At 39.4% G+C, this 20,205-nt stretch carries 22 protein-coding genes and 1 other annotated feature; of the genes, 21 read left to right on the plus strand and 1 reads right to left on the minus strand.

Features of this window, described 5'->3' with window-relative positions; all coding sequences use genetic code 11:
* Nucleotides 1-60: 60 nt before the first annotated feature.
* On the minus strand, nucleotides 61-252 hold the full coding sequence (locus ACFSTH_RS07595; RefSeq protein ID WP_377772681.1) for a hypothetical protein: 192 nt from the start codon (nucleotides 250-252) through the stop codon (nucleotides 61-63).
* Between the two features lie 325 nt (nucleotides 253-577).
* Between ACFSTH_RS07595 and radC the strand changes: the two genes are divergently transcribed.
* The 21 genes from radC (at nucleotide 578) to ACFSTH_RS07700 (ending at nucleotide 20,143) form a co-directional block, all read left to right on the plus strand.
* A complete protein-coding gene (gene radC, locus ACFSTH_RS07600) occupies nucleotides 578-1,252 on the plus strand; it encodes a RadC family protein (protein ID WP_377772891.1) in 675 nt (224 codons plus the stop codon).
* A gap of 39 nt (nucleotides 1,253-1,291) precedes the next feature.
* The gene (locus ACFSTH_RS07605) at nucleotides 1,292-2,320 is read left to right on the plus strand and encodes a rod shape-determining protein (RefSeq protein WP_377772679.1); all 1,029 of its coding nucleotides are present in this window, start codon (nucleotides 1,292-1,294) and stop codon (nucleotides 2,318-2,320) included.
* Between the two features lie 73 nt (nucleotides 2,321-2,393).
* On the plus strand, nucleotides 2,394-3,260 hold the full coding sequence (mreC, locus tag ACFSTH_RS07610) for a rod shape-determining protein MreC (RefSeq protein ID WP_377772677.1): 867 nt from the start codon (nucleotides 2,394-2,396) through the stop codon (nucleotides 3,258-3,260).
* 2 nt (nucleotides 3,261-3,262) lie between these two features.
* Nucleotides 3,263-3,787, plus strand: coding sequence for a rod shape-determining protein MreD (gene mreD, locus ACFSTH_RS07615; protein WP_377772675.1), 525 nt, complete (start codon nucleotides 3,263-3,265; stop codon nucleotides 3,785-3,787).
* Between the two features lie 85 nt (nucleotides 3,788-3,872).
* Entirely contained in the window at nucleotides 3,873-4,529 is a 657-nt protein-coding gene (locus tag ACFSTH_RS07620; protein ID WP_377772673.1) for a septum site-determining protein MinC, read from the plus strand.
* 3 nt (nucleotides 4,530-4,532) lie between these two features.
* Nucleotides 4,533-5,324, plus strand: coding sequence for a septum site-determining protein MinD (gene minD, locus ACFSTH_RS07625; protein ID WP_377772671.1), 792 nt, complete (start codon nucleotides 4,533-4,535; stop codon nucleotides 5,322-5,324).
* 7 nt (nucleotides 5,325-5,331) lie between these two features.
* Nucleotides 5,332-6,477: an FtsW/RodA/SpoVE family cell cycle protein gene (locus ACFSTH_RS07630; RefSeq protein ID WP_377772669.1), complete on the plus strand. Its 1,146-nt coding sequence runs from the start codon at nucleotides 5,332-5,334 to the stop codon at nucleotides 6,475-6,477.
* A 127-nt stretch (nucleotides 6,478-6,604) separates the two neighbouring features.
* Nucleotides 6,605-7,405 carry a peptidoglycan DD-metalloendopeptidase family protein gene (locus ACFSTH_RS07635; protein ID WP_377772667.1) on the plus strand — a complete coding sequence of 267 codons (801 nt, stop codon included), beginning with the start codon at nucleotides 6,605-6,607 and terminating at the stop codon, nucleotides 7,403-7,405.
* Nucleotides 7,398-8,279 carry a M50 family metallopeptidase gene (locus ACFSTH_RS07640; RefSeq protein WP_377772665.1) on the plus strand — a complete coding sequence of 294 codons (882 nt, stop codon included), beginning with the start codon at nucleotides 7,398-7,400 and terminating at the stop codon, nucleotides 8,277-8,279. The genes ACFSTH_RS07635 and ACFSTH_RS07640 overlap by 8 nt, the downstream gene beginning before the upstream one ends.
* A gap of 45 nt (nucleotides 8,280-8,324) precedes the next feature.
* A complete protein-coding gene (locus tag ACFSTH_RS07645; RefSeq protein ID WP_377772663.1) occupies nucleotides 8,325-9,557 on the plus strand; it encodes an Rne/Rng family ribonuclease in 1,233 nt (410 codons plus the stop codon).
* A gap of 75 nt (nucleotides 9,558-9,632) precedes the next feature.
* Nucleotides 9,633-9,709, plus strand: a sequence feature (ribosomal protein L21 leader region).
* Between the two features lie 16 nt (nucleotides 9,710-9,725).
* Entirely contained in the window at nucleotides 9,726-10,037 is a 312-nt protein-coding gene (gene rplU / locus ACFSTH_RS07650) for a 50S ribosomal protein L21 (protein ID WP_377772661.1), read from the plus strand.
* Between the two features lie 12 nt (nucleotides 10,038-10,049).
* Nucleotides 10,050-10,385: a ribosomal-processing cysteine protease Prp gene (locus ACFSTH_RS07655; protein WP_377772659.1), complete on the plus strand. Its 336-nt coding sequence runs from the start codon at nucleotides 10,050-10,052 to the stop codon at nucleotides 10,383-10,385.
* 42 nt (nucleotides 10,386-10,427) lie between these two features.
* On the plus strand, nucleotides 10,428-10,718 hold the full coding sequence (gene rpmA / locus ACFSTH_RS07660; protein ID WP_377772657.1) for a 50S ribosomal protein L27: 291 nt from the start codon (nucleotides 10,428-10,430) through the stop codon (nucleotides 10,716-10,718).
* A 130-nt stretch (nucleotides 10,719-10,848) separates the two neighbouring features.
* Nucleotides 10,849-11,580 (plus strand): Spo0B domain-containing protein, encoded by a 732-nt coding sequence (locus ACFSTH_RS07665; protein ID WP_377772655.1) that lies wholly within the window; start codon nucleotides 10,849-10,851, stop codon nucleotides 11,578-11,580.
* A gap of 13 nt (nucleotides 11,581-11,593) precedes the next feature.
* Nucleotides 11,594-12,919 (plus strand): GTPase ObgE, encoded by a 1,326-nt coding sequence (gene obgE / locus ACFSTH_RS07670; protein WP_377772653.1) that lies wholly within the window; start codon nucleotides 11,594-11,596, stop codon nucleotides 12,917-12,919.
* A 154-nt stretch (nucleotides 12,920-13,073) separates the two neighbouring features.
* Nucleotides 13,074-13,511, plus strand: coding sequence for an ACT domain-containing protein (locus ACFSTH_RS07675; protein ID WP_377772651.1), 438 nt, complete (start codon nucleotides 13,074-13,076; stop codon nucleotides 13,509-13,511).
* 27 nt (nucleotides 13,512-13,538) lie between these two features.
* Complete coding sequence (locus tag ACFSTH_RS07680; protein WP_377772649.1) at nucleotides 13,539-14,825, plus strand: homoserine dehydrogenase; 1,287 nt, start codon at nucleotides 13,539-13,541, stop codon at nucleotides 14,823-14,825.
* A gap of 3 nt (nucleotides 14,826-14,828) precedes the next feature.
* A complete protein-coding gene (gene thrB, locus ACFSTH_RS07685) occupies nucleotides 14,829-15,821 on the plus strand; it encodes a homoserine kinase (protein ID WP_377772645.1) in 993 nt (330 codons plus the stop codon).
* Nucleotides 15,818-16,693 (plus strand): prephenate dehydratase, encoded by an 876-nt coding sequence (pheA, locus tag ACFSTH_RS07690; protein ID WP_377772643.1) that lies wholly within the window; start codon nucleotides 15,818-15,820, stop codon nucleotides 16,691-16,693. The genes thrB and pheA overlap by 4 nt, the downstream gene beginning before the upstream one ends.
* A gap of 52 nt (nucleotides 16,694-16,745) precedes the next feature.
* Nucleotides 16,746-17,627: a branched-chain-amino-acid transaminase gene (gene ilvE / locus ACFSTH_RS07695; protein WP_377772641.1), complete on the plus strand. Its 882-nt coding sequence runs from the start codon at nucleotides 16,746-16,748 to the stop codon at nucleotides 17,625-17,627.
* A gap of 227 nt (nucleotides 17,628-17,854) precedes the next feature.
* On the plus strand, nucleotides 17,855-20,143 hold the full coding sequence (locus ACFSTH_RS07700) for a LysM peptidoglycan-binding domain-containing protein (RefSeq protein WP_377772639.1): 2,289 nt from the start codon (nucleotides 17,855-17,857) through the stop codon (nucleotides 20,141-20,143).
* Nucleotides 20,144-20,205: the final 62 nt, after the last annotated feature.

Raw genomic sequence — 20,205 nt, forward strand, 5'->3', positions numbered from 1 at the left:
ACCGTTTCTAAAATATTAGGACATAGTGTATAAACTATTTGATTATCTAACTGAGCATAATTAACTAGTTATTTTTTTATAAACAACAAGTATGGTGCTGCGTTGATGAGCGGTTCCATTAGGGGCAGATTTCATGACAGAGCCATAGCAAACATTGACTACTTGTTCCTCGGATAAAGTTGCTAAAAATTCATTTGCTTTGTGGACAGCATAAGAGTTATCAGTATCAATAAATTCTTTGACTTGGATCATGATTAAAGACATCCTTTCTAACAAAATTGACTGTACAAATAAATTAATCTTGCTATAATGAGAACTATATTATTATCATACCTGTTTCTATGCTGAACGAACAGCCATCTTTTTATAAGAAGGCTGTTTTTTTGTGTTAATTTTTAGCATATCCATTGTTTAATTACCATTTATAGTCTGAAATAGTCGAAAAAAAAGTTGTGCTGTTAACAATACTATACGTGGATGAAAAACATGTTATAATGAATAGCGTGCTATTTTATTAGCATCTTTCAATAGCAGTTAGTCATCCTTATTTTGAAAGGATGGGAATTAATTGCAATTAATGTTGATGAAAGATATTCCTTCAGACGAAAGACCGCGCGAGCGACTTGTACAGTACGGCTCAGAAGTGTTGAGTCATATCGAATTGTTAGCAATATTGCTACGAACGGGTACAAAACAGCAGTCAGTTATGCAGCTAGCAACTAAAATTTTAACTACAAGTAATGGCATACATGGACTGGTGGATATGACGCTCGAAGAACTTATGTCTGTCAAAGGAATTGGCGAAGCAAAAGCAGTGCAAGTATTGGCGGGTATTGAGCTAGGTAAGCGATTAGGTCGTAGTAAATGGAATGAAGATATGATTATTCGCAAACCGCAAGATGCCGCTCATTTGATGATGAGTGAATTACGCCATTTGCCCAAGGAGCATTTTGTTTGTCTGTTTCTAAATACGAAAAATTACGTTATTGCTAAAGAAACAATGTCAATTGGAACGCTGAATGCTACGCTTGTACATCCACGTGATGTTTTTCGTTCAGCTATTAAACATAATAGTGCTTCCTTCATCTGTCTACATAATCATCCAAGTGGTGATCCTGCACCAAGTCGTGAAGATATTAGTTTGACGACTCGATTAGTTGAAACAGGGAAATTAGTTGGAATAGAATTATTAGACCATATCATTATAGGAGATGGTCGGTTTGTCAGTTTGAAGGAGCAAGGTCATTTGTAATATAATATAGGAATTGAGGAAGTAGAAGGGAGTAACAACATGTTTGGTGGTCCAAAAGATTTAGGGATAGATTTAGGTACAGCAAATACGCTTGTTTTTATAAAAGGAAAAGGTGTCGTAGTGAGGGAGCCGTCTGTTGTTGCTTTGCGCACAGATAGCAAAGCAATAGAAGCAGTGGGCGAGCAAGCGAAAAGGATGATTGGTCGTACGCCTGGAAATATTCGTGCAGTTAGACCGATGAAAGATGGGGTTATCGCTGATTTTGAAACGACAGCCACCATGATCAAATACTTTATTCGCTCTGCGCAAAAGCAACGATCTTTATTTCCGCGTCATCCAAATGTGATGATTTGTGTACCGTCAGGTATAACAGCAGTGGAAAAGAGAGCAGTGGAAGATGCAGCTAAACAAGCGGGGGCACGAGAGGCCTATACGATAGAGGAGCCATTTGCTGCGGCGATTGGAGCCGATTTGCCTGTTTGGGAGCCTACGGGAAGCATGGTCGTTGATATCGGTGGAGGAACGACGGAAGTCGCTGTTATTTCACTTGGTGGAATAGTAACGAGCAAGTCTGTCCGTGTAGGTGGAGACGAGATGGACGATGCGATCATTCAATATATTAAACGGATGTATAATTTGATGATTGGTGAACGAACGGCAGAACAACTCAAAATGGATTTAGGTTCAGCGATTGTTCTAGAAGAAGGCGAAAAGTATGAAATTCGTGGACGAGATCTAGTTAGTGGTTTGCCAAAAACGTTAGCTATTTCTTCCAAAGAAGTGACAGAAGCTTTAAGTGATACAGTTCAGGCTATTATTGATGCTGTTAAAGTAACACTAGAAAAATGTCCGCCTGAGTTAGCTGCTGATATTATGGATCGTGGCATTGTTTTAACTGGCGGTGGTGCTTTATTGCGAAATTTGGACAAGTTATTGCAAAAAGAAACAGGCATGCCAGTTATTGTAGCAGAAAATCCGTTGGATTGTGTTGCTATCGGTACTGGTCGTTCTCTAGATCATATCGATTTGTTTAAAAAAAGAGCAACCAATTTCCGTTCTAAACGCTAATTAGTAACAAATAAAACTTAAAATAAGTTAGAGAGATGGAATAAAATGGCAGGTGATCGCGCTGTTTAATCTTATGCGTAATAAACGAGTTATTATGCTTATGATCGGAGTAATTTTATTTGTAGCGGGGATCGGCTATTCGATAACTGATCGTGGTGAACTTAGTTTACCAGAAAAGATAATGAAAGATACTTCAGCGTTTGTACAGCAATGGTTTTATAAGCCTGCTGGTCATATTGCAGGTTTTTTCTCAGATATACGAAATTTGCGAGATATTCATCAAGAAAATGAGCGACTTCGGTTAACTGTTGCTGCTTATACTCGTGACAAAGTACATTATAATTTTACACAAAAAGAAAATGAACGTTTGAAAGATATGTTACATTTTACAGAGCAACAAAGGCAGTTGCATAATTATAATTATTTAGTTGCGCAAGTGGTTGCTGTTAGTAATGATGCTAACAATCGAGCTATTAATATTGATATTGGATCGAAGCATGGTGTGCAGCGTAATATGGCTGTCATCACTGTTGATGGTTTAGTTGGCTTAGTCAGCTCTGTTTCCCCGTTTTCATCAACAGTTACTCCAATAACGGAGTTGAGTGAATTTTCCTCTACATTTAACTCTATTGCTGCAACTGCATTGAATCGAGAAGAAGAATCGTTCGGTATTTTAAGTGATTATAATAAAACGATAGACCGACTGATTATGACGAAAATTTCCGAAAATGACCAATTAGATGTTGATGATACCGTTATTACTTCTGGTTTCGGTGGAATATATCCGAGAGGGCTTATTGTGGGTACTGTCGAATCGAAACAAGTGGGTGAGTATGGCTTAACACATACAGCACATATTAAAATGGCTGCTAAACTTGATCACTTGACGGAAGTGTTTGTCGTTCAAACAGCAAATGCAGTGAAGATGGAGGATGAGTAGCAATGAGCATGAACCGGATTGTAGTGCTTATGCTGCTCGTCTTTATTGTAGAAGGCAGCATCATGCCGTGGCTTATTCCGGCTGAGTTTAGCGATCGGATCATTCCCCATTTTATTTATGTATTCGTTATGTATGCGGCTTTGTATGGAAACAGGCATGTGGCTATGTTTTTGGGAGCTGGCTTCGGGTTGTTGCAAGACATCGTCTATTATGGACATTTGATCGGTCCTCATGCTTTTTTGATGGGAGTGATCGGCTATTTTGCAGGTGTTTTGTTTACTAATCGGCAAGCGACACTGATGATGGCAATTGCGATTATGGGAATAGGATATATTGCGTACGATTCGATGCTGTTTGCTATTTATCAATTGTTTAAGTTATCTACAGCTGACTATGCGTGGGCACTTCTTCATCATATATTACCGAGTCTTTTTTTACAGTTAGGGTTTATGCTTTTGTTGTATGTACCACTCCGCAAAATGTTTCAATCTATCCAGAGAAAGCCGCTCGAAGCAGATGAGGACTAATTACTTTTCTTAGATATAGCAGGAAAAGCAGGATTTTTGTGTATCTAGAAAGAATTATGGAGTAGATAGCGGAGGAGGGACTGGAATGACCGAGAAGCAGTATATTGTTATTAAAGGTGTCAAGGAAGGTCTGCTGTTCCTGCTGGATGACGAGTGTTCTTATTCGGAATTATTACATGAATTAGAATATAAATTACAAAAAACTCATTCGCAGTTATTAAGCGGACCTCTTATACATGTAAATGTCAAGCTTGGCAAGCGGCTACTATCAGAGCAGGAAAAAGAACATATTCGTGCTATAATACGTAAACAGGGTAATTTAATCATACAGTCTATCGATTCAGATTTGGACGAAATGACGACAGGTGGCAGAAAGCTTCAAGTGGTGTCTATGATTGTTAGATCTGGACAGACGATAGATTTTGATGGCGATTTGATGTTACTTGGTGATGTAAATCCAGGTGGGAGTATTATTTGTACCGGAAATATATATGTAATGGGTGCTTTGCGCGGTGCTGCTCATGCTGGTTCGAATGGGAGAACAGATGTTATTATTGCTGCTTCTTTGATGAGACCAACGCAATTGAAGATAGCGGATGTGTTCAGCAAGCGATTGGATGAGTGGGCAACAGCGGACGCAGCCATGGAGTTTGCATACTGGAGCGATGGAGAAATGAAAATTGATAAAATGACACAGTTATTCCGGATGCAGCAACAGTCTATTTTGTTTAGAGGGGTGTAGATAATGGGAGAAGCAATCGTAATTACTTCCGGCAAAGGAGGAGTTGGTAAAACGACAACCTCTGCTAACGTAGCGACAGCATTAGCTTTGCTAGGGAAGAAAGTATGTATGGTTGATACAGATATCGGTTTACGAAATCTTGATGTTGTTATGGGATTAGAAAACCGCATTATCTATGACTTAATTGATGTTGCTGAAGGAAGATGTCGGACTAATCAAGCGCTTGTCAAAGATAAGCGTTTTGATGAATTATATATGATGCCAGCTGCACAGACAAAAGATAAAGATGCTATTTCGCCAGAACAAGTACGGAATATTGTACTAGAGTTAAAGCGAGATTTTGATTATGTCATTATCGATTGTCCAGCTGGGATAGAACAAGGGTTTCGTAATGCTATTGCAGGAGCAGATCATGCGATAGTTATTACTACTCCGGAGCATGCTGCTGTAAGGGATGCCGATCGCGTTATTGGTATTTTAGAGAGAGAAAAAATAGGAGCAAAGCTAGTGATTAATCGTGTGCGATCGAGCATGATAAAAAGTGGTGAGCTTCTTGATATTAACGAAGTATGTCAGGTGCTAGCGATTGATTTGCTCGGACTTGTACCCGATGATGAGAAAGTTTCGACTGCGGCTAATGCAGGTGAGCCGTCCGTAATGAATCCAACGTCTCGAGCAGCTATAGCTTATCGTAATATTGCTCGTAGAATATTGGGAGATATGGTACCTTTAATGCAGATGGATGAAAAAGCAGGTGCATTCAAACGTTTTCGCAAGTTTTTGGGAATAGGATGAACGAACAGTGCGGCATAAATTAAAAAAAATTGATCTGGGCATCGTAGTTATATTACTTTGTTTTATGGCTTTTAGTACGTTGATTATTTACAGTGCAACACATAATCACCCTCTGTATGAGAAAAAAGCATTTGAACATATTATATACTTTACATTGGGCTTTGTTGTAGTAATCGGCAGTGTTTTTGTAGATTATCGCATTGTATTAAAGTTTTGGTATGTATTCCTTATTATTGGAGTTATTATGTTAGCTCTTGTTTATGCAGTAGGACCAGAGATCAATGGTGCTAAAGGCTGGTTTAAAATAAAGTCGTTTAGTTTTCAACCTGCTGAAATAGTCAAATTGTTTATTATTATTGGGCTTGCTGCTTGGATGGGAAAACGAAAAGGTGAAAAGCTAACGTTTTATAGAGATTTGGTACCTATAGGTTTGATCGTAGGTATCCCGTTTATATTAGTCTTGATTACGCCTGATTTGGGAAATGCGATTATTTATCTCGTCATTTTGGTAGGTATGTTGTGGATCGGAAATATGAAATATTCACACGTACTGATAGGTTTAACGGTTGTGGTGGCGGGCTTAGTGTTGTCCGTTTCATTATTTAACACGTACAATACAGAGATTGCTGATGCGTTAAGAGATAAAGGGAAATATCACTGGTATTCTCGAATCAATACCTTTATAAATCCTGAAGAAGCTTCACCAGCTGCTAGATATCAAGTGGAAAATGCTCAAATTGCGATCGGGACTGGCGGTCTTACTGGAAAAGGTTTTATGGAAGGTAGTATAAAAAATGCTGGGCTTGTACCATATACATATTCCGACTCCATTTTTTCTGTTGTAGGAGAAGAATTTGGGTTTCAAGGATCGGCAATATTACTATTGTTTTATTTTTTGTTAATTTATCGTATGATCGTTATTGCTTATCGTTGTTATGATTTGCGAGCTGCCTATATCGTAGTCGGTGTCATTTCGATGTTTGTATTTCAAATATTCGAAAATATTGGCATGATGATCGGTATTATGCCGGTTACTGGTATTACATTGCCATTTGTTAGTTATGGAGGAACGTCATTGTTACTTAACATGCTATCCATTGGCATTATTCTTAGTATCAATGCTCATCAATACAAATATGAACTGGATGATTAGTATAATCATTCAGTTTTTTTGTTTCAGCATACTTGTCCTTCGCTGCTCATAGAATGGGTATTAGTAATTATCAATATATGTAAACGATGATGATACTAGTCATTCTACAATATGGGAGGGGTTGGGCATGATGCGTGCCGATCAACATGTAGATCAAAATCAGCCAACAGAAAAAAAGAAAAAAGTAGAACGAGATCCGGAAAAAGCTTGGAAAAACAACCCAAACCCTTGGCAGAAGTGGGATCAATCGTCTACAACACTGAGTAAGTCTAATTATATAAAAGAACCAGATTGGAGTCGATATAGCACTAACCATAAAAAAATGAAGTGGTGGCACAGATTTACTTTGAAATTGCTTATAGCAGTTGCATTGTTTCTTTCTGTATGGACAATGTTTCAATCAGATCAGAAATGGGCACAGCAAGGGCAAGCTGCTGTCCGCCGAGTATTAACGGAAGAGTTGAACTTTACTGCTGTTGCTACTTGGTACAATGAAAATTTTACAGGTTCACCGTCGTTACTTCCTTCTTTCAGTCAACAACGAGAAGAGATGATCAAAGTAGATGCTCCAGTACAATCGCTAGTTGTATCACCGTTAGAAGAAGGAAGCTTAATTAGTACATTTGCGGAATTACTTAATGGTGTTGAGTTAGCTGCTCCAGCTTTATCGCCTGTTCGTGCGATGGAGAATGGCAGAATAATTCTTGTGTCCGAAGAACAAGCAACGATCATTATTCAACATGCTAACAAACGCATTTCTATTTATACAGGTATAGGTGCTGAAGTCCGGGTAAATGATTGGGTGGAAGCAGGAGAGATGATCGGGTCTTTGCCGGCATCTCAGTCTGGTTCACATAGTCTATTATATTTTGCCATCAAAGAAGATGATAAATATATTGATCCGTTGGACGTGATATCGATTGATTAAATGGAGAGGTATCGATTGGTCAGTTCATCCATTGTTTATTATTCTTATGCTAGGAGCAGTCGTATCCGGATTTTTCGCTGAGATGATTACTTTGTTCGTGCTCGTATTGATTCATGAACTTGGACATGTGGTGGCAGCTCGTTACTTTGGTTGGACAGTGAAAGAAGTGAAGTTGTTACCATTCGGTGGCGTTGCGGAAGTAGAAGAAGCGCATGGTACAACTGCACGAGAAGAAATGATCATTGCGGCAGCAGGTCCCCTACAAAATGTATGGATGGGGCTAATCGCCTATGGTCTGGGTGAATTTTCACTAGTAGATGAAGCATGGGCTCACTATTTATTACAAGCGAACTTATTAATAGGTTTATTTAATATGTTACCGATATATCCATTAGACGGTGGGAAAATAGTACAAGCACTGTTTAGTTATATGGTCAATTATTATAGTGTGATGATCTGGACGATGCGTACTAGTTTAGCTGGAAGTGTCGTCATTATTATTATCTCGTTATTACCGTTACTACAACCAACAAAGTCCATTCAACTTAACTTACTTATCATTGGTTGTTTTTTATTTGCTTCCAATTGGAGCTATCATCGAAATATGCCGTATTTGTTTTTTCGATTTTTAATGCAAAGAGAACGGTTATTACATAGGCAGGCGGAGTTTGGACAGGCAGCTAGACCGTTATTGGTCCATCATGAGCAATCGGTAATGTCTGTAGTTAAACTGTTCCGTAGACACCAATTTCATTTTATTTATTTAATGGATAGACGAAAAAAAACGATGAAAATGATTCCGGAACAACTATTATTAGAGCATTGTTTGTCTGGTGGAAATCCAGCTCGTGCAGTTGCAGAGCTTTTCGGGTAAACTATAAGTAAGTTATTATCTGAAATTAGCAGGTGAGTGTAAATTATGTTGCAGATGTTTATTCAAGTTGCGGCGGATAAGCTAGAAATGGCGACGTTGCAGCATGGTGTATTAGATGAATATTATAGTGAAGATAGAGAAGAACAAGTATTAGTTGGTAATCTTTATTTGGGACGGGTAATGAATGTACTGCCTGGAATGCAGTCAGCGTTTATAGATATCGGGCTTGCTAAAAATGCTTATCTCTATATCGATGATCTGCTACACCCTAATCTCGATAAACAGCCACAACAAAAACCAGATATAAGTGAGCTTGTTCGTCCTGGTCAAATACTACTCGTACAGATCGTCAAGCAGCCAAGCGGTACGAAAGGTGCAAAAATAACAACGCATATTAATTTACCGGGTAGACTACTCGTTTATATGCCGAATGCAGATTATGTTGCAGCGTCAAAAAAAATTACAAATGAACAAGTAAAAGAATCATTATTAGCGGTAGTAGAAAAAGCGCGCAAGGAAGAAGAAGGAATTATACTGCGAACCCTTGCTGCTGAACAGAGCGAGACAGCTATTATCGCAGAAATAGATGCTTTAAGAAAATTGTGGAAACAAGTGAATAAATACGTAAAATCAGTCGTTGCACCGGCGCTCGTTCACAGTGAAGCTGAGTTGTTGTACCGCGTTATACGTGATCGATTACATCAGCATTATGATGAAATTTGGATTGACGACATGGAAAAATATGAATTTGTCAAAATACTGATGCAACAATTTAACCCAGGAATGGAACATAGAGTAAAGTGGTTCGAACGACGGCTGCATCCGACAAGTTTGTTTGCAAGTTACGGAGTATCCGAGCAGTTAGTGGAAGCAATCTCCAAACGCGTCTTGCTCCCAAGTGGTGGATATATTGTGTGGGAAGAAACAGAAGCGATGACGGTCATTGATGTTAATACTGGCAAATATGTAGGGACAGAAAATTTGGAGCAAACGGTTTTCGATATAAATTTGGAAGCTGCTGAGCTTATTGCTCGATTGTTACGTATTCGGGATGCCGGTGGAATTATCATCATAGATTTTATTGATATGTCTGTTGCTGCTCATCGACAGCGAGTTTTGCTAGGTATGGAACACGCGGTCCAAAGAGATGGGAAGAAGTGTACTGTTGTTGGTTGGACAAAACTTGGATTAATGGAGCTGACACGGAAAAAAGTAAGGACAACTAAATCGAGCAGACTTGTGAATCAGTGCCCGAAATGTGGCGTATTATTACAATGAAATATTAAAAATGGTTGTAACCAACATTATAGTGTGATACACTGTTTTAGTGTATATTTGTAGCAAACTGTGAATATACAGGTACCGCTCCAATCTGGTTAAAAAGAGTTGCTTATCGTAACCACCATGATTAGGCGAGTCTTCAAATTATAAGGAGGTGCACCAACAATGTTCGCAATTATTGAAACTGGTGGCAAGCAGTACAAAGTACAACAAGGCGACGTAATTTACGTTGAGAAGTTGGCTGTGAACGAAGGCGAGAATATCGTTTTTGATCGTGTACTAGCTGTGTCTGGAAATGACGGTCTAGTAGCTGGTTCTCCAGTTATAGCGGGAGCTACTGTTACTGGAAAAGTTGAGAAACAAGGTAGATCCAGAAAAATTACGGTTTATAAATATAAACCTAAGAAAAACTACAGCCGTAAGCAAGGTCATCGTCAACCATTTACTAAAATAGTTATCGAAAGCATCAAAGCTTAAGGCAGCCGTTTCATGATTAGAGTTATTGTTGAACGAAATCGAGATAGTCATCGTGTGGAGAACTTTACTATAAAAGGACATGCTTTTCATGGTGATCCTGGCGAAGATATCGTATGTGCAGCAGTGTCAGCGGTATCGATTGGTATAGTAAACTCCATTCAGAAACTAGTCGGTGTTCAGTTGCCAGCAACGATGGATAGCGGATGGCTTAGTTCTTATATTCCAGCTCAGGCAGATTGCCGAGCAGAAGAAAAAGTACAGCTTCTACTCGAAGCGATGTTGACAACACTTTCGTCAATCGCACATACTTACAGCAAACATGTTTCTATAAAGGAAAAGTTTCGCTGATAAAATTTGCTCATAAACCTTTGAGATGAGGAGGGAATTGCAATGTTGCAAATGAATCTACAGCTTTTTGCATCGAAAAAAGGTGTTGGATCCACTAGAAACGGACGTGACTCACAGTCAAAACGTTTAGGCGCTAAACGTGCTGATGGTCAGCAAGTAACAGGTGGAAGCATTTTATATCGTCAACGCGGTACAAAAATTCATCCAGGCAATAACGTTGGTATTGGTAAAGATGATACGTTGTTCGCAAAAATTGACGGTGTAGTGAAATTTGAGCGTTATGGACGTGACCGTAAAAAAGTTAGCGTTTATCCAGTAGCTCAAGCTGAATAATAAGGTGTAGTCATCGAACTGCCTCGCTCTTGCTTGACAAGAACGAGGCTTTTGTTTTTATTAATGACCTAATGGATGGTAAATGTTATACTGGATAAGCTAGGAAATTTAATGAAAGCAGGTTCTTTCGATGAACTATCGCATAAAGCCATATGTAATTGCTACTTTGTTGCTTCCAATAATTTCAATTATTGTTTGGTTTGAGCAACGATGGCCTTATTTACTGCTTGCTATTTGGTTAATTATAGTGTTTATATATTGGTTACAAGTGGAAAGAAAGCTCCATGAAAGACAACTCGATCAATTGACAGAAGCTATGCAGCTTGCCAATATTAAAACGATCAATTATCATCGACATGATTGGATGAATGAGTTGCAAGTGTTGTATGGCTATGCTAGTTTGAAAAGATATGAGCAAGGATTAGAATATATGTCACAAACAAAAGACAAACTGATGATAGAAAGTCAAATTGCAAAATTAGGCTCTCCATTATTAATTTCATATTTATATTCATTTCGAACGCTGCAAGGCTATGTCGTTCTTGATATGGATATAGAAGGTACTGTTGTCCTTGATCAATTACTTGCACAATGGCGAAAGTTTAGTGAAGTAATGATCGAAATAATTGAAATATATCGTTTACTGGCTGATACATCTAATTTGACTAGTAATCGATTGGTTTTTAAATTAAAGGCGGAAAATAAATTCGTCTATGCTCAGTTTTGTTATGAAGGACAGTTGAAGGATGAACAACAATGGTTGGACAAAATAAACAACGTTCTGAAACAGGTCGCAACCTTTATAACAATAGATAAGCTGCAATATACTGATTTGCAACTTGTAGCTGGGCAGCAAAAATGAACGGGGGTTCGGCATGTTTGTCGATAAAGCAAAGATTTACGTTAAAGGCGGAGATGGTGGCGATGGCATCGTTTCTTTTCGTCGTGAAAAGTATGTAGAGTTTGGTGGACCTGCTGGCGGCGATGGTGGTCGCGGTGGTAATTTAATTTTTGAAGTAGATGAAGGGCTTCGTACATTGATGGACTTTCGTTACCAAAAGCACTTCAAAGGTGATAATGGGGAACGAGGCAAAGTTAAAAGTATGATTGGTGCAGGTGCGGAACATACCATCGTTAAAATTCCTCCAGGGACGGTCATTACAGATGATGATACTGGGGAAGTATTAGCAGATATGACGACGCATGGTCAGCAAGTTATTATAGCTAAAGGCGGTCGTGGTGGCCGTGGAAACATTCGGTTTGCAACAGCTAGTAATCCTGCTCCTTATATTGCAGAAAATGGCGAACCGGGAGAAGAGCGTTGGATTGTATTAGAGTTAAAAGTAATGGCAGATGTCGGGTTGGTTGGTTTTCCAAGCGTTGGAAAGTCTACCTTGCTCTCTGTTGTTTCAGGGGCGCGTCCAAAAATAGGGGCCTATCATTTTACAACATTGTCACCTAATTTGGGTGTTGTCGATGTTTCCGATGGTCGTAGTTTTGTAATGGCTGACTTACCTGGGCTAATTGAAGGTGCTCATGAAGGAGTCGGGCTTGGTCATGAGTTTTTGCGACATGTAGAGCGCACAAAAGTGATCATTCATGTTATTGATATGGCTGGTTCAGAAGGACGAGATCCATTCGATGATTGGTTGAAAATCAATCAAGAACTTAAGTTGTATAATGAGCAATTAAGTGATCGTCCGCAAATTATTGCAGCAAATAAAATGGACATGCCTGAAGCAGAAGAACAACTCCAATTGTTCAAAGAGCAACTGGCGGAGTACACGGACGCTGAAAAATACGAAATCATTCCGATTTCTTCCCTTACAAAAGCCGGTATTCAGCAACTAATCTATAAAGCGGCGGATGTACTTGATGCGAATGAAGAGCCGATAACAGTAGAACAAGTAGCGGATATTGAAGAGCGAAAAGTGTATACTTATCGTAGTAAAAACGAAATGACCTTTACTGTACAAAAAGAAAATGAAGGTTATGTCGTTATTAGTGAAGGCATCGAGCGGTTTATGAAACGTGTAGATTTGAACTCATATGACGCTGTTATGCGATTTGCTCGTATTATGCGAAAAATGGGTGTTGATGCTGCATTACGCAAAATTGGTGCCCGAGATGGTGATAATGTACGGGTCGGTGATTTTGAGTTTGAATTCTTTGAAGGATCTGATTACAACCCATACGATTGATCATTACTTGCGCCCATGCTTGTAGCAGTAGCTGCAGGATGGGCTTTTTTGACTTTTCGTTATAATTATCGTTTACCTATTGTACTTGATTGTAAAATTCGTTATAATGTCCACTAGGGGAGAACAAAAGTCTCTTTGGGAAGGACGAATGCGTATGACAGAACGTTACTTTGTCGTTCGTGAAGATATGCTACCTGAAGCAATTGCCAAGACAATCCAAGTAAAGGAATTACTTCATCGCGGCATTGCAGCTACCGTTCATGAAGCTGCTGAGCGCGTTGGTATTAGTCGGAGTGCTTTTTATAAATATAAAGATGGTGTATATCCATTAACAGAGCTGCCAAAGGAAAGAATTGTAACGATAGCTATGGATCTCGAACACCGTTCTGGCGTATTATCGCCTGTGTTAGCGTTGGTAGCCGGGCAACAAGGCAGTATACTGACGATGAACCAGTCTATTCCATTACAAGGTTATGCGAATGTCGTTATTTCAGTGGATATATCAGAGATGGATATAGATGTTTCTGAATTAATTCGGTTATTGCATCAGCAACAAGGGGTACGTAGTGCGATTATTGTAGGGCAAGGTTAAGAGGAGATTAAATCTGGAGGGAATGGCATGAAAGCAATTAAAGTTGGTTTGTTAGGATTAGGTACAGTTGGTACAGGAGTAGTTCGCATTGTAGAAGGTCACCAAGAAGATTTATTAAACCAATGTGGCTCACCTATCGAAATAGCGAAAGTGTCTGTAAAATCATTAAATAAACAACGTGCGGTTGATGTAGATGTAAGTAAGTTTACAGAAGATCCTTGGGAAGTTGTGCGCGATGCTGAAATTGATGTTGTCATAGAAGTAATGGGTGGAGTGGACCATACAAAGCAATATATTGAAGAAGCGTTACGTAGTGGGAAACATGTGGTAACTGCTAATAAAGATTTAATGGCGCTTCATGGACCAGAATTATTTGAAATTGCACGTCAACATGGTTGTGATATTTATTATGAAGCTAGTGTCGCTGGTGGAATACCGATTATTAGAACGTTATTAGATGGTTTTTCTTCCGATCGTTTAACGAAAATTATGGGTATCGTTAACGGTACTACAAATTATATTTTATCTAAGATGAGTCAAGAAGGTGCATCGTATAATGATGTGCTAGAAGAAGCACAACAGCTTGGATATGCGGAAGCAGATCCAACAGCGGATGTAGAAGGATTGGATGCCGCACGTAAAATGACAATTTTGGCATCACTCGGATTTAGATCACACTTTTCATTAGATAACGTACAAGTAAAAGGGATATCTAGCGTATCCAAAGAAGATATTGCTTATGCCAAAAAATTGGGTTACGAATTGAAATTGCTAGGTATTGCTGAACGAGAAGAAGATTTGATCAGTGTTAGCGTTCAACCAACAATGGTCAAACAAACTCATCCTATCGCTTCTGTTAACGGTGTGTTTAACGCTGTGTATGTATATGGCGAAGCGGTTGGCGAAACGATGTTCTATGGACCAGGAGCAGGTGAGCTTCCTACTGCGACTTCGATTGTAGCTGATTTAGTTGCTGTAGTGAAAAACATTAGACTTGGAGTATCAGGTAAACAAGCTAATTATGCCTACAAAGATATTAAATTGAAATCGGATGATCAAATTGTATCGCAATATTTTATGCTGCTAGAAGTAGCAGATAAAGCTGGCGTCTTGTCTAGCATATCGAAAGTATTTGGCGATTACGATGTTAGTTTGGATGCGGTATTACAACAGCCTAATCCAGCGTTACCAGAAGCGGAAATTATTATTATTACACATGATGCTAACAAAGCAGCAATCGACAAAGTATTAGATGTATTTACAACGATGGATGTTGTTCAAAAAGTCAAAAGTGTGTATCGAGTGGAAGGTTAAACGATGAAACAGATAAATCAAAATTCAGTATTAGTCAGAGTTCCAGCAAGTACAGCTAACTTAGGTCCAGGATTCGACACGCTCGGTATGGCGCTATCCTTATATGCTTGGTTAGAAATATCAGTAGCCGACACAACGACGTTCGAATTTTATGGAGAAGGTAATGAAGAACTGCCAAAAGATAAATCAAATTTAATTTATAAAGTAGCACAAATGGTGTTTTTGGAAGCTGGGGTAGCAGTTCCTGACTTGCACATCAAATTTTATAGTGATATTCCATTAACGAGAGGGCTTGGTAGTAGTGCAACGGCAATTATTGCCGCATTGATTGCTGCTAATGCCTTGATCGATTCGCCATTATCCGATAATCGCTTGTTTCAAATTGCGACTGCACTTGAAGGACATCCAGATAACGTAGGAGCATCTATGTTTGGTGGTATCGTGGTAGCGGCATGGGATGGCGAAAAAGCAGAGTATGTAAAATTAACGCCACCATCACAGTTAACGACTTTAGTTGTTATTCCTGAGTTTCATCTCGCTACCGAAAAAGCACGTCAGGTTATACCTGACGAGTTAGAAATGGCGGATGCTGTATTTAACGTTGGTCGTAGCTCTTTGCTAGTTGCCGCTTTAGCTACTGGTCAGCTACAGTTACTCGCTCATGCTATGCAGGATCGATTACACCAACCGTATCGAACGCCATTAATTCCAGGTATGTCACATATTCTTGAACAGTCTGTACAGCATGGAGCTTTAGGTGTAGCATTAAGTGGAGCTGGACCAACGATTATTACTTTTGTAGACCGAGATTTAGCGGCTACAAGTAAAAATCAATTAGAGCGTTTTTTATTGGAAACATTATCAGAGCAAAATATAACAGCGAGTACGCATTGGCTTGATCCGTGTAATAATGGTTCTGTCGTAATGAAGCAAGCAGTTAGTGAAAGTTTACAACTACCGTTTTTGGATAGAATTAAAGGAGAAATAAACGTATGAAATCAGTAGCATTATTGCCAGCTGGATCTGTATCAGATGAAGCAGCTCGTCACTTTTTTCATGGAGAGACGGTAGCGTGGAAGTATCATCGCCTTATTTCAGATGTGTTCTTATCAACGGTAAATAATATAAGCGATTATAGTATTATTCCTATTGAAAATACAATTGAAGGATCTGTTTCGCTACATATGGATTGGTTAGTTCATGAAGTGGACTTACCAATACAAGCGGAATGGGTCTATCCGTCTATTCAAAATTTAATTGGGAATCAAGCAGAATTTTTGAATGAAGCCGGACAAGTTGATTTTAGCAAAATAAAAAAAGTTATTAGTCATCCTGTAGCTATGGCGCAATGTTTACAGTTTTTAAATGAACATTTGCCACAAACGGAACGTGAGCATACGAGCAGTACAGCAGAAGCGGTTAAGATGGTTACCAAACAACCAGGACAAGGCATTGCTGCTATAGGTACACTAATTGCGGCTAGTAATAATGGGCTTGATGTGATGGCACGTAGTATAACGGATCATAATAATAATTTTACTAGATTCTTTTTAGTTGGTTCAAAGCCGTATGAAGCGAAACAATCAGACCGAGTTAAAACGAGCATATTGGTGACATTACCTGAAGATTATCCTGGTGCGCTCCATCAAGTATTGTCGGCTTTCGCATGGCGTAGAATTAACTTATCACGAATTGAATCTCGGCCTACGAAAAAGAAATTAGGAAATTATTATTTTTATATTGAAATTGAAATGGCATTGGATACAGTACTTTTGCCGTCAGCATTGCAAGAAATTGAAGCTATAGGTTGTCAAGTTAGAATATTAGGTAGTTACCCTAGATTTACATACGAGCAATTATGTAACTAGACCATATATATTACTTGTCAGCACATTATTACACGGAGGTGCAACTAATTAAATGAAGCAACAATGGATTTATTTAAATGGAGAGTTTGTTTCCAAAGAAGATGCAAAAATTTCAGTTTATGATCATGGTTTTTTGTATGGTGACGGTATTTTTGAAGGGATTCGAATATATGATGGCAACATATTTAAAAACAAAGAACATTTAGATCGTTTATATGATTCTGCGAAATCTATTATGTTAGATATTCCACTTACGATAGAAGAGATGGAAGCTGCTGTTATTGAAACTTTACGTCGTAACGAGATGCGTGACGGATATATTCGTTTGATTGTTTCGCGTGGTCCAGGTAATTTGGGACTTGACCCAAGACGTTGCCCAACAGCCTCTGTAATCATTATTGTGGAGCAATTAGCTATCTATTCAGAAGAAGCGTATCGGGATGGGCTAGTGTCAGTATCTGTGTCCCAACGCCGTAACATTCCAGATGCACTAAATCCGAAAATTAAGTCGTTAAATTATTTAAACAATATTTTAGTGAAAATCCAAGCTAATTTAGCAGGTGTCGGGGAAGCGATTATGTTAAATGCGCAAGGATATGTAGCAGAAGGATCAAGCGATAATATTTTTATAGTGAAAAACAATGTTGTCTATACTCCTCCATGTTATATTGGTGCATTAGAAGGAATTACACGTGCTGCTATTATGGAGCTTTGTGAACAGCTTGGCTATAAACTAAAAGAGGAACCATTTACACTACATGATGTTTACGTAGCAGACGAAGTATTTTTCACAGGTACTGCTGCTGAAGTGATTGCTGTTCGAGAAGTGGATGGACGCAAGATTGGATCAGGAAAAGCCGGTCCAATAACAACTCATTTATTACAAAAATTTCGTGAGCTTGTTAAAGTTGATGGGGTACGAGCGTTTGACTAATAAGATAGTAATGGGATGAAACGTTTGTACATATATAACGATATAGTATCATTATTTTAGCGTAAACCAGCAAAGTAACATTTTGCTGGTTTTTTAATTTCAGTATAAAAATATTTTTTTTCGAAAAATAGGAGAGAGTTGCCTATCTGTTGCATAGGATGTATGGACTGAAAAGAGGCATTCATCATGTAATATTATTTTGATAAGTGACAGGAGGTAATTTTTAAGTGAAGATTCATATTGTTAAGCAAGGAGAATCATTGTACCAAATTGCTCAGAAGTATAATGTTTCGTTGGAGCAAGTTATTCAAATGAACCCTCAAATTTCTGACCCTAATAAAATAACTGTTGGCATGAAAGTAAAGGTTCCGGCTACTCATTCTGGTAGTGGAAGTATGCATGGTGTAGAAATTGTTCAGCAGTATGCGATTAAACAAGGGGACACTTTGTGGAAATTATCGAAAGAGTGGGGAGTTCCGCTTGCTACAATGATTCATGCGAATCCGCATTTGAAAAATCCTAACGTATTGTTATTAGGCGAAATTGTTAATATTCCGAAAGCAAAAGGTGGTCAAACGACAATTGGTCACCCTAAACCGAATACGACGTATTCACCTAGTGCAACAACACATAAAGTAAATACGAGTATAAATCCGGCAGCGCAATCGACACCAAATAAAATATCTACAGCACCAACTCAAATAAAAAAGCAGTCGACACAGATTATCACTCCTGTTCCACCTGCTGTTGTAGAAAAACCAGCTCCGGCAAAAGTTGCACCAGCTGCTATTAAAAAGCCGAATGCGCCGATCAAGCCGCAAGCAACTCAAAAGCCGAATGCTCCGATTATGCCGCAAGCAACGCAAAAGCCAAATGCACCAATTATGCCGCAAGCGACGCAAAAGCCGAATGCGCCGATTATGCCGCAGGCGACGCAAAAGCCGAATGCACCGATTATGCCGCAAGCGACGCAAAAGCCAAATGCACCGATTATGCCGCAAGCGACGCAAAAGCCGAATGCACCGATTATGCCGCAGGCGACACAAAAGCCGAATGCACCGATACAGATGCAAGCGACGCAAAAGCCTAACGCTCCGATGCAGATGCAAGCAGCGCAAAAGCCTAACGCTCCGATGCAGATGCAAGCAGCGCAAAAGCCGAATGCACCGATGCAGATGCAAGCAGCGCAAAAGCCAAATGCACCGATGCAAATGCAAGCAGCACAGAAGCCGAACGCTCCGATGCAAATGCAAGCAGCACAGAAGCCAAATGCACCGATACAAATGCAAGCGACGCAAAAGCCGAATGCACCCATGCAAATGCAAGCAGCGCAAAAGCCGAATGCATCGATGCAAATGCAAGCAGCGCAAAAGCCTAACGCTCCGATGCAGATGCAAGCAGCGCAAAAGCCGAATGCACCGATGCAGATGCAAGCAGCGCAAAAGCCGAATGCACCGATACAGATGCAAGCAGCGCAAAAGCCTAACGCTCCGATGCAGATGCAAGCAGCACAGAAGCCAAATGCGCCAATGCAAATGCAAGCAGCACAGAAGCCAAATGCGCCAATGCAAATGCAAGCAGCACAGAAGCCAAATGCGCCAATGCAGATGCAAGCAGCGCAAAAGCCGTATGCTGAAAAAACGTTGCCTATTATGATGCCAGCTGAAAATATAGTGAATCCGCAACAATCAGAGTATTTGAATAATATTGAATTATTTAAACAATACAGTACTCCAGCAATGGAAGTTATGTCGAATGCAGAAGCGTATGCCAATCAAAAACCATCGGTGTATATGCAACAATACGAACAAAAACCAGCTCCAGCTCCATATGCTCAACCGCCGATGTATGCACAAACCTACCATCAGCCGTGTGGGTGTGGTTGCCATCAAGGTAATTATGATTATCAACCACAATATTCTTCTTACAGTAACATGTCCGCTTATCCTGCTGCAGCAAAAGGAAGTAACATGTCCGCTTATCCTGCTGCAGCAAAAGGAAGTAACATGTCCGCTTATCCTGCTGCAGTAAAAGGAAGTAACATGTCTCCATATGAACCAGTAACGCAATCTATGCCGAACAGTGAGTACTTTAACGCTATGTCTGCGATGTATCCACCTCCAGGGTATGGCTATAGTTACTATGCAGAGCAGCCGCAAGTATATGCGGAACAATTGCAGTACCGCCCGCAAGATGGCTATTTCTATGAAGGATGGCCTGCTACACCGGATTATAATTGGATGCCAGAACCGGTTATTCATTACTCAGGCGCTGCAAGTTCGGAATGTGATTGTGGGAAACGACAATCGGAGCAACAAAATCAATGGCAGCAATCGCAATACATGCCAGAACAAGAACCAGTAGAAGAAGTTAAGCTAGGACAATATTCACCTAAAAGTACAACGAGAAAAACCAAAAAAAAAGTAAATATTAAAAGTGTACCGTCATCAGCAAAAAACAAAAAAACTATAACGAAAAAAAAAACCGGCTCTCCTTGGTTGAAAAATAATCGTTAAATCGATTGACTATTTATCCGTCAAACATAGCTTCAACAAAACTTGTTTTAGTTGTGTATAGT

The organism is Paenibacillus yanchengensis, from assembly GCF_042684845.1.
In the GTDB taxonomy this organism is placed as follows: Bacteria; Bacillota; Bacilli; order Paenibacillales; family Paenibacillaceae; genus Pristimantibacillus; species Pristimantibacillus yanchengensis.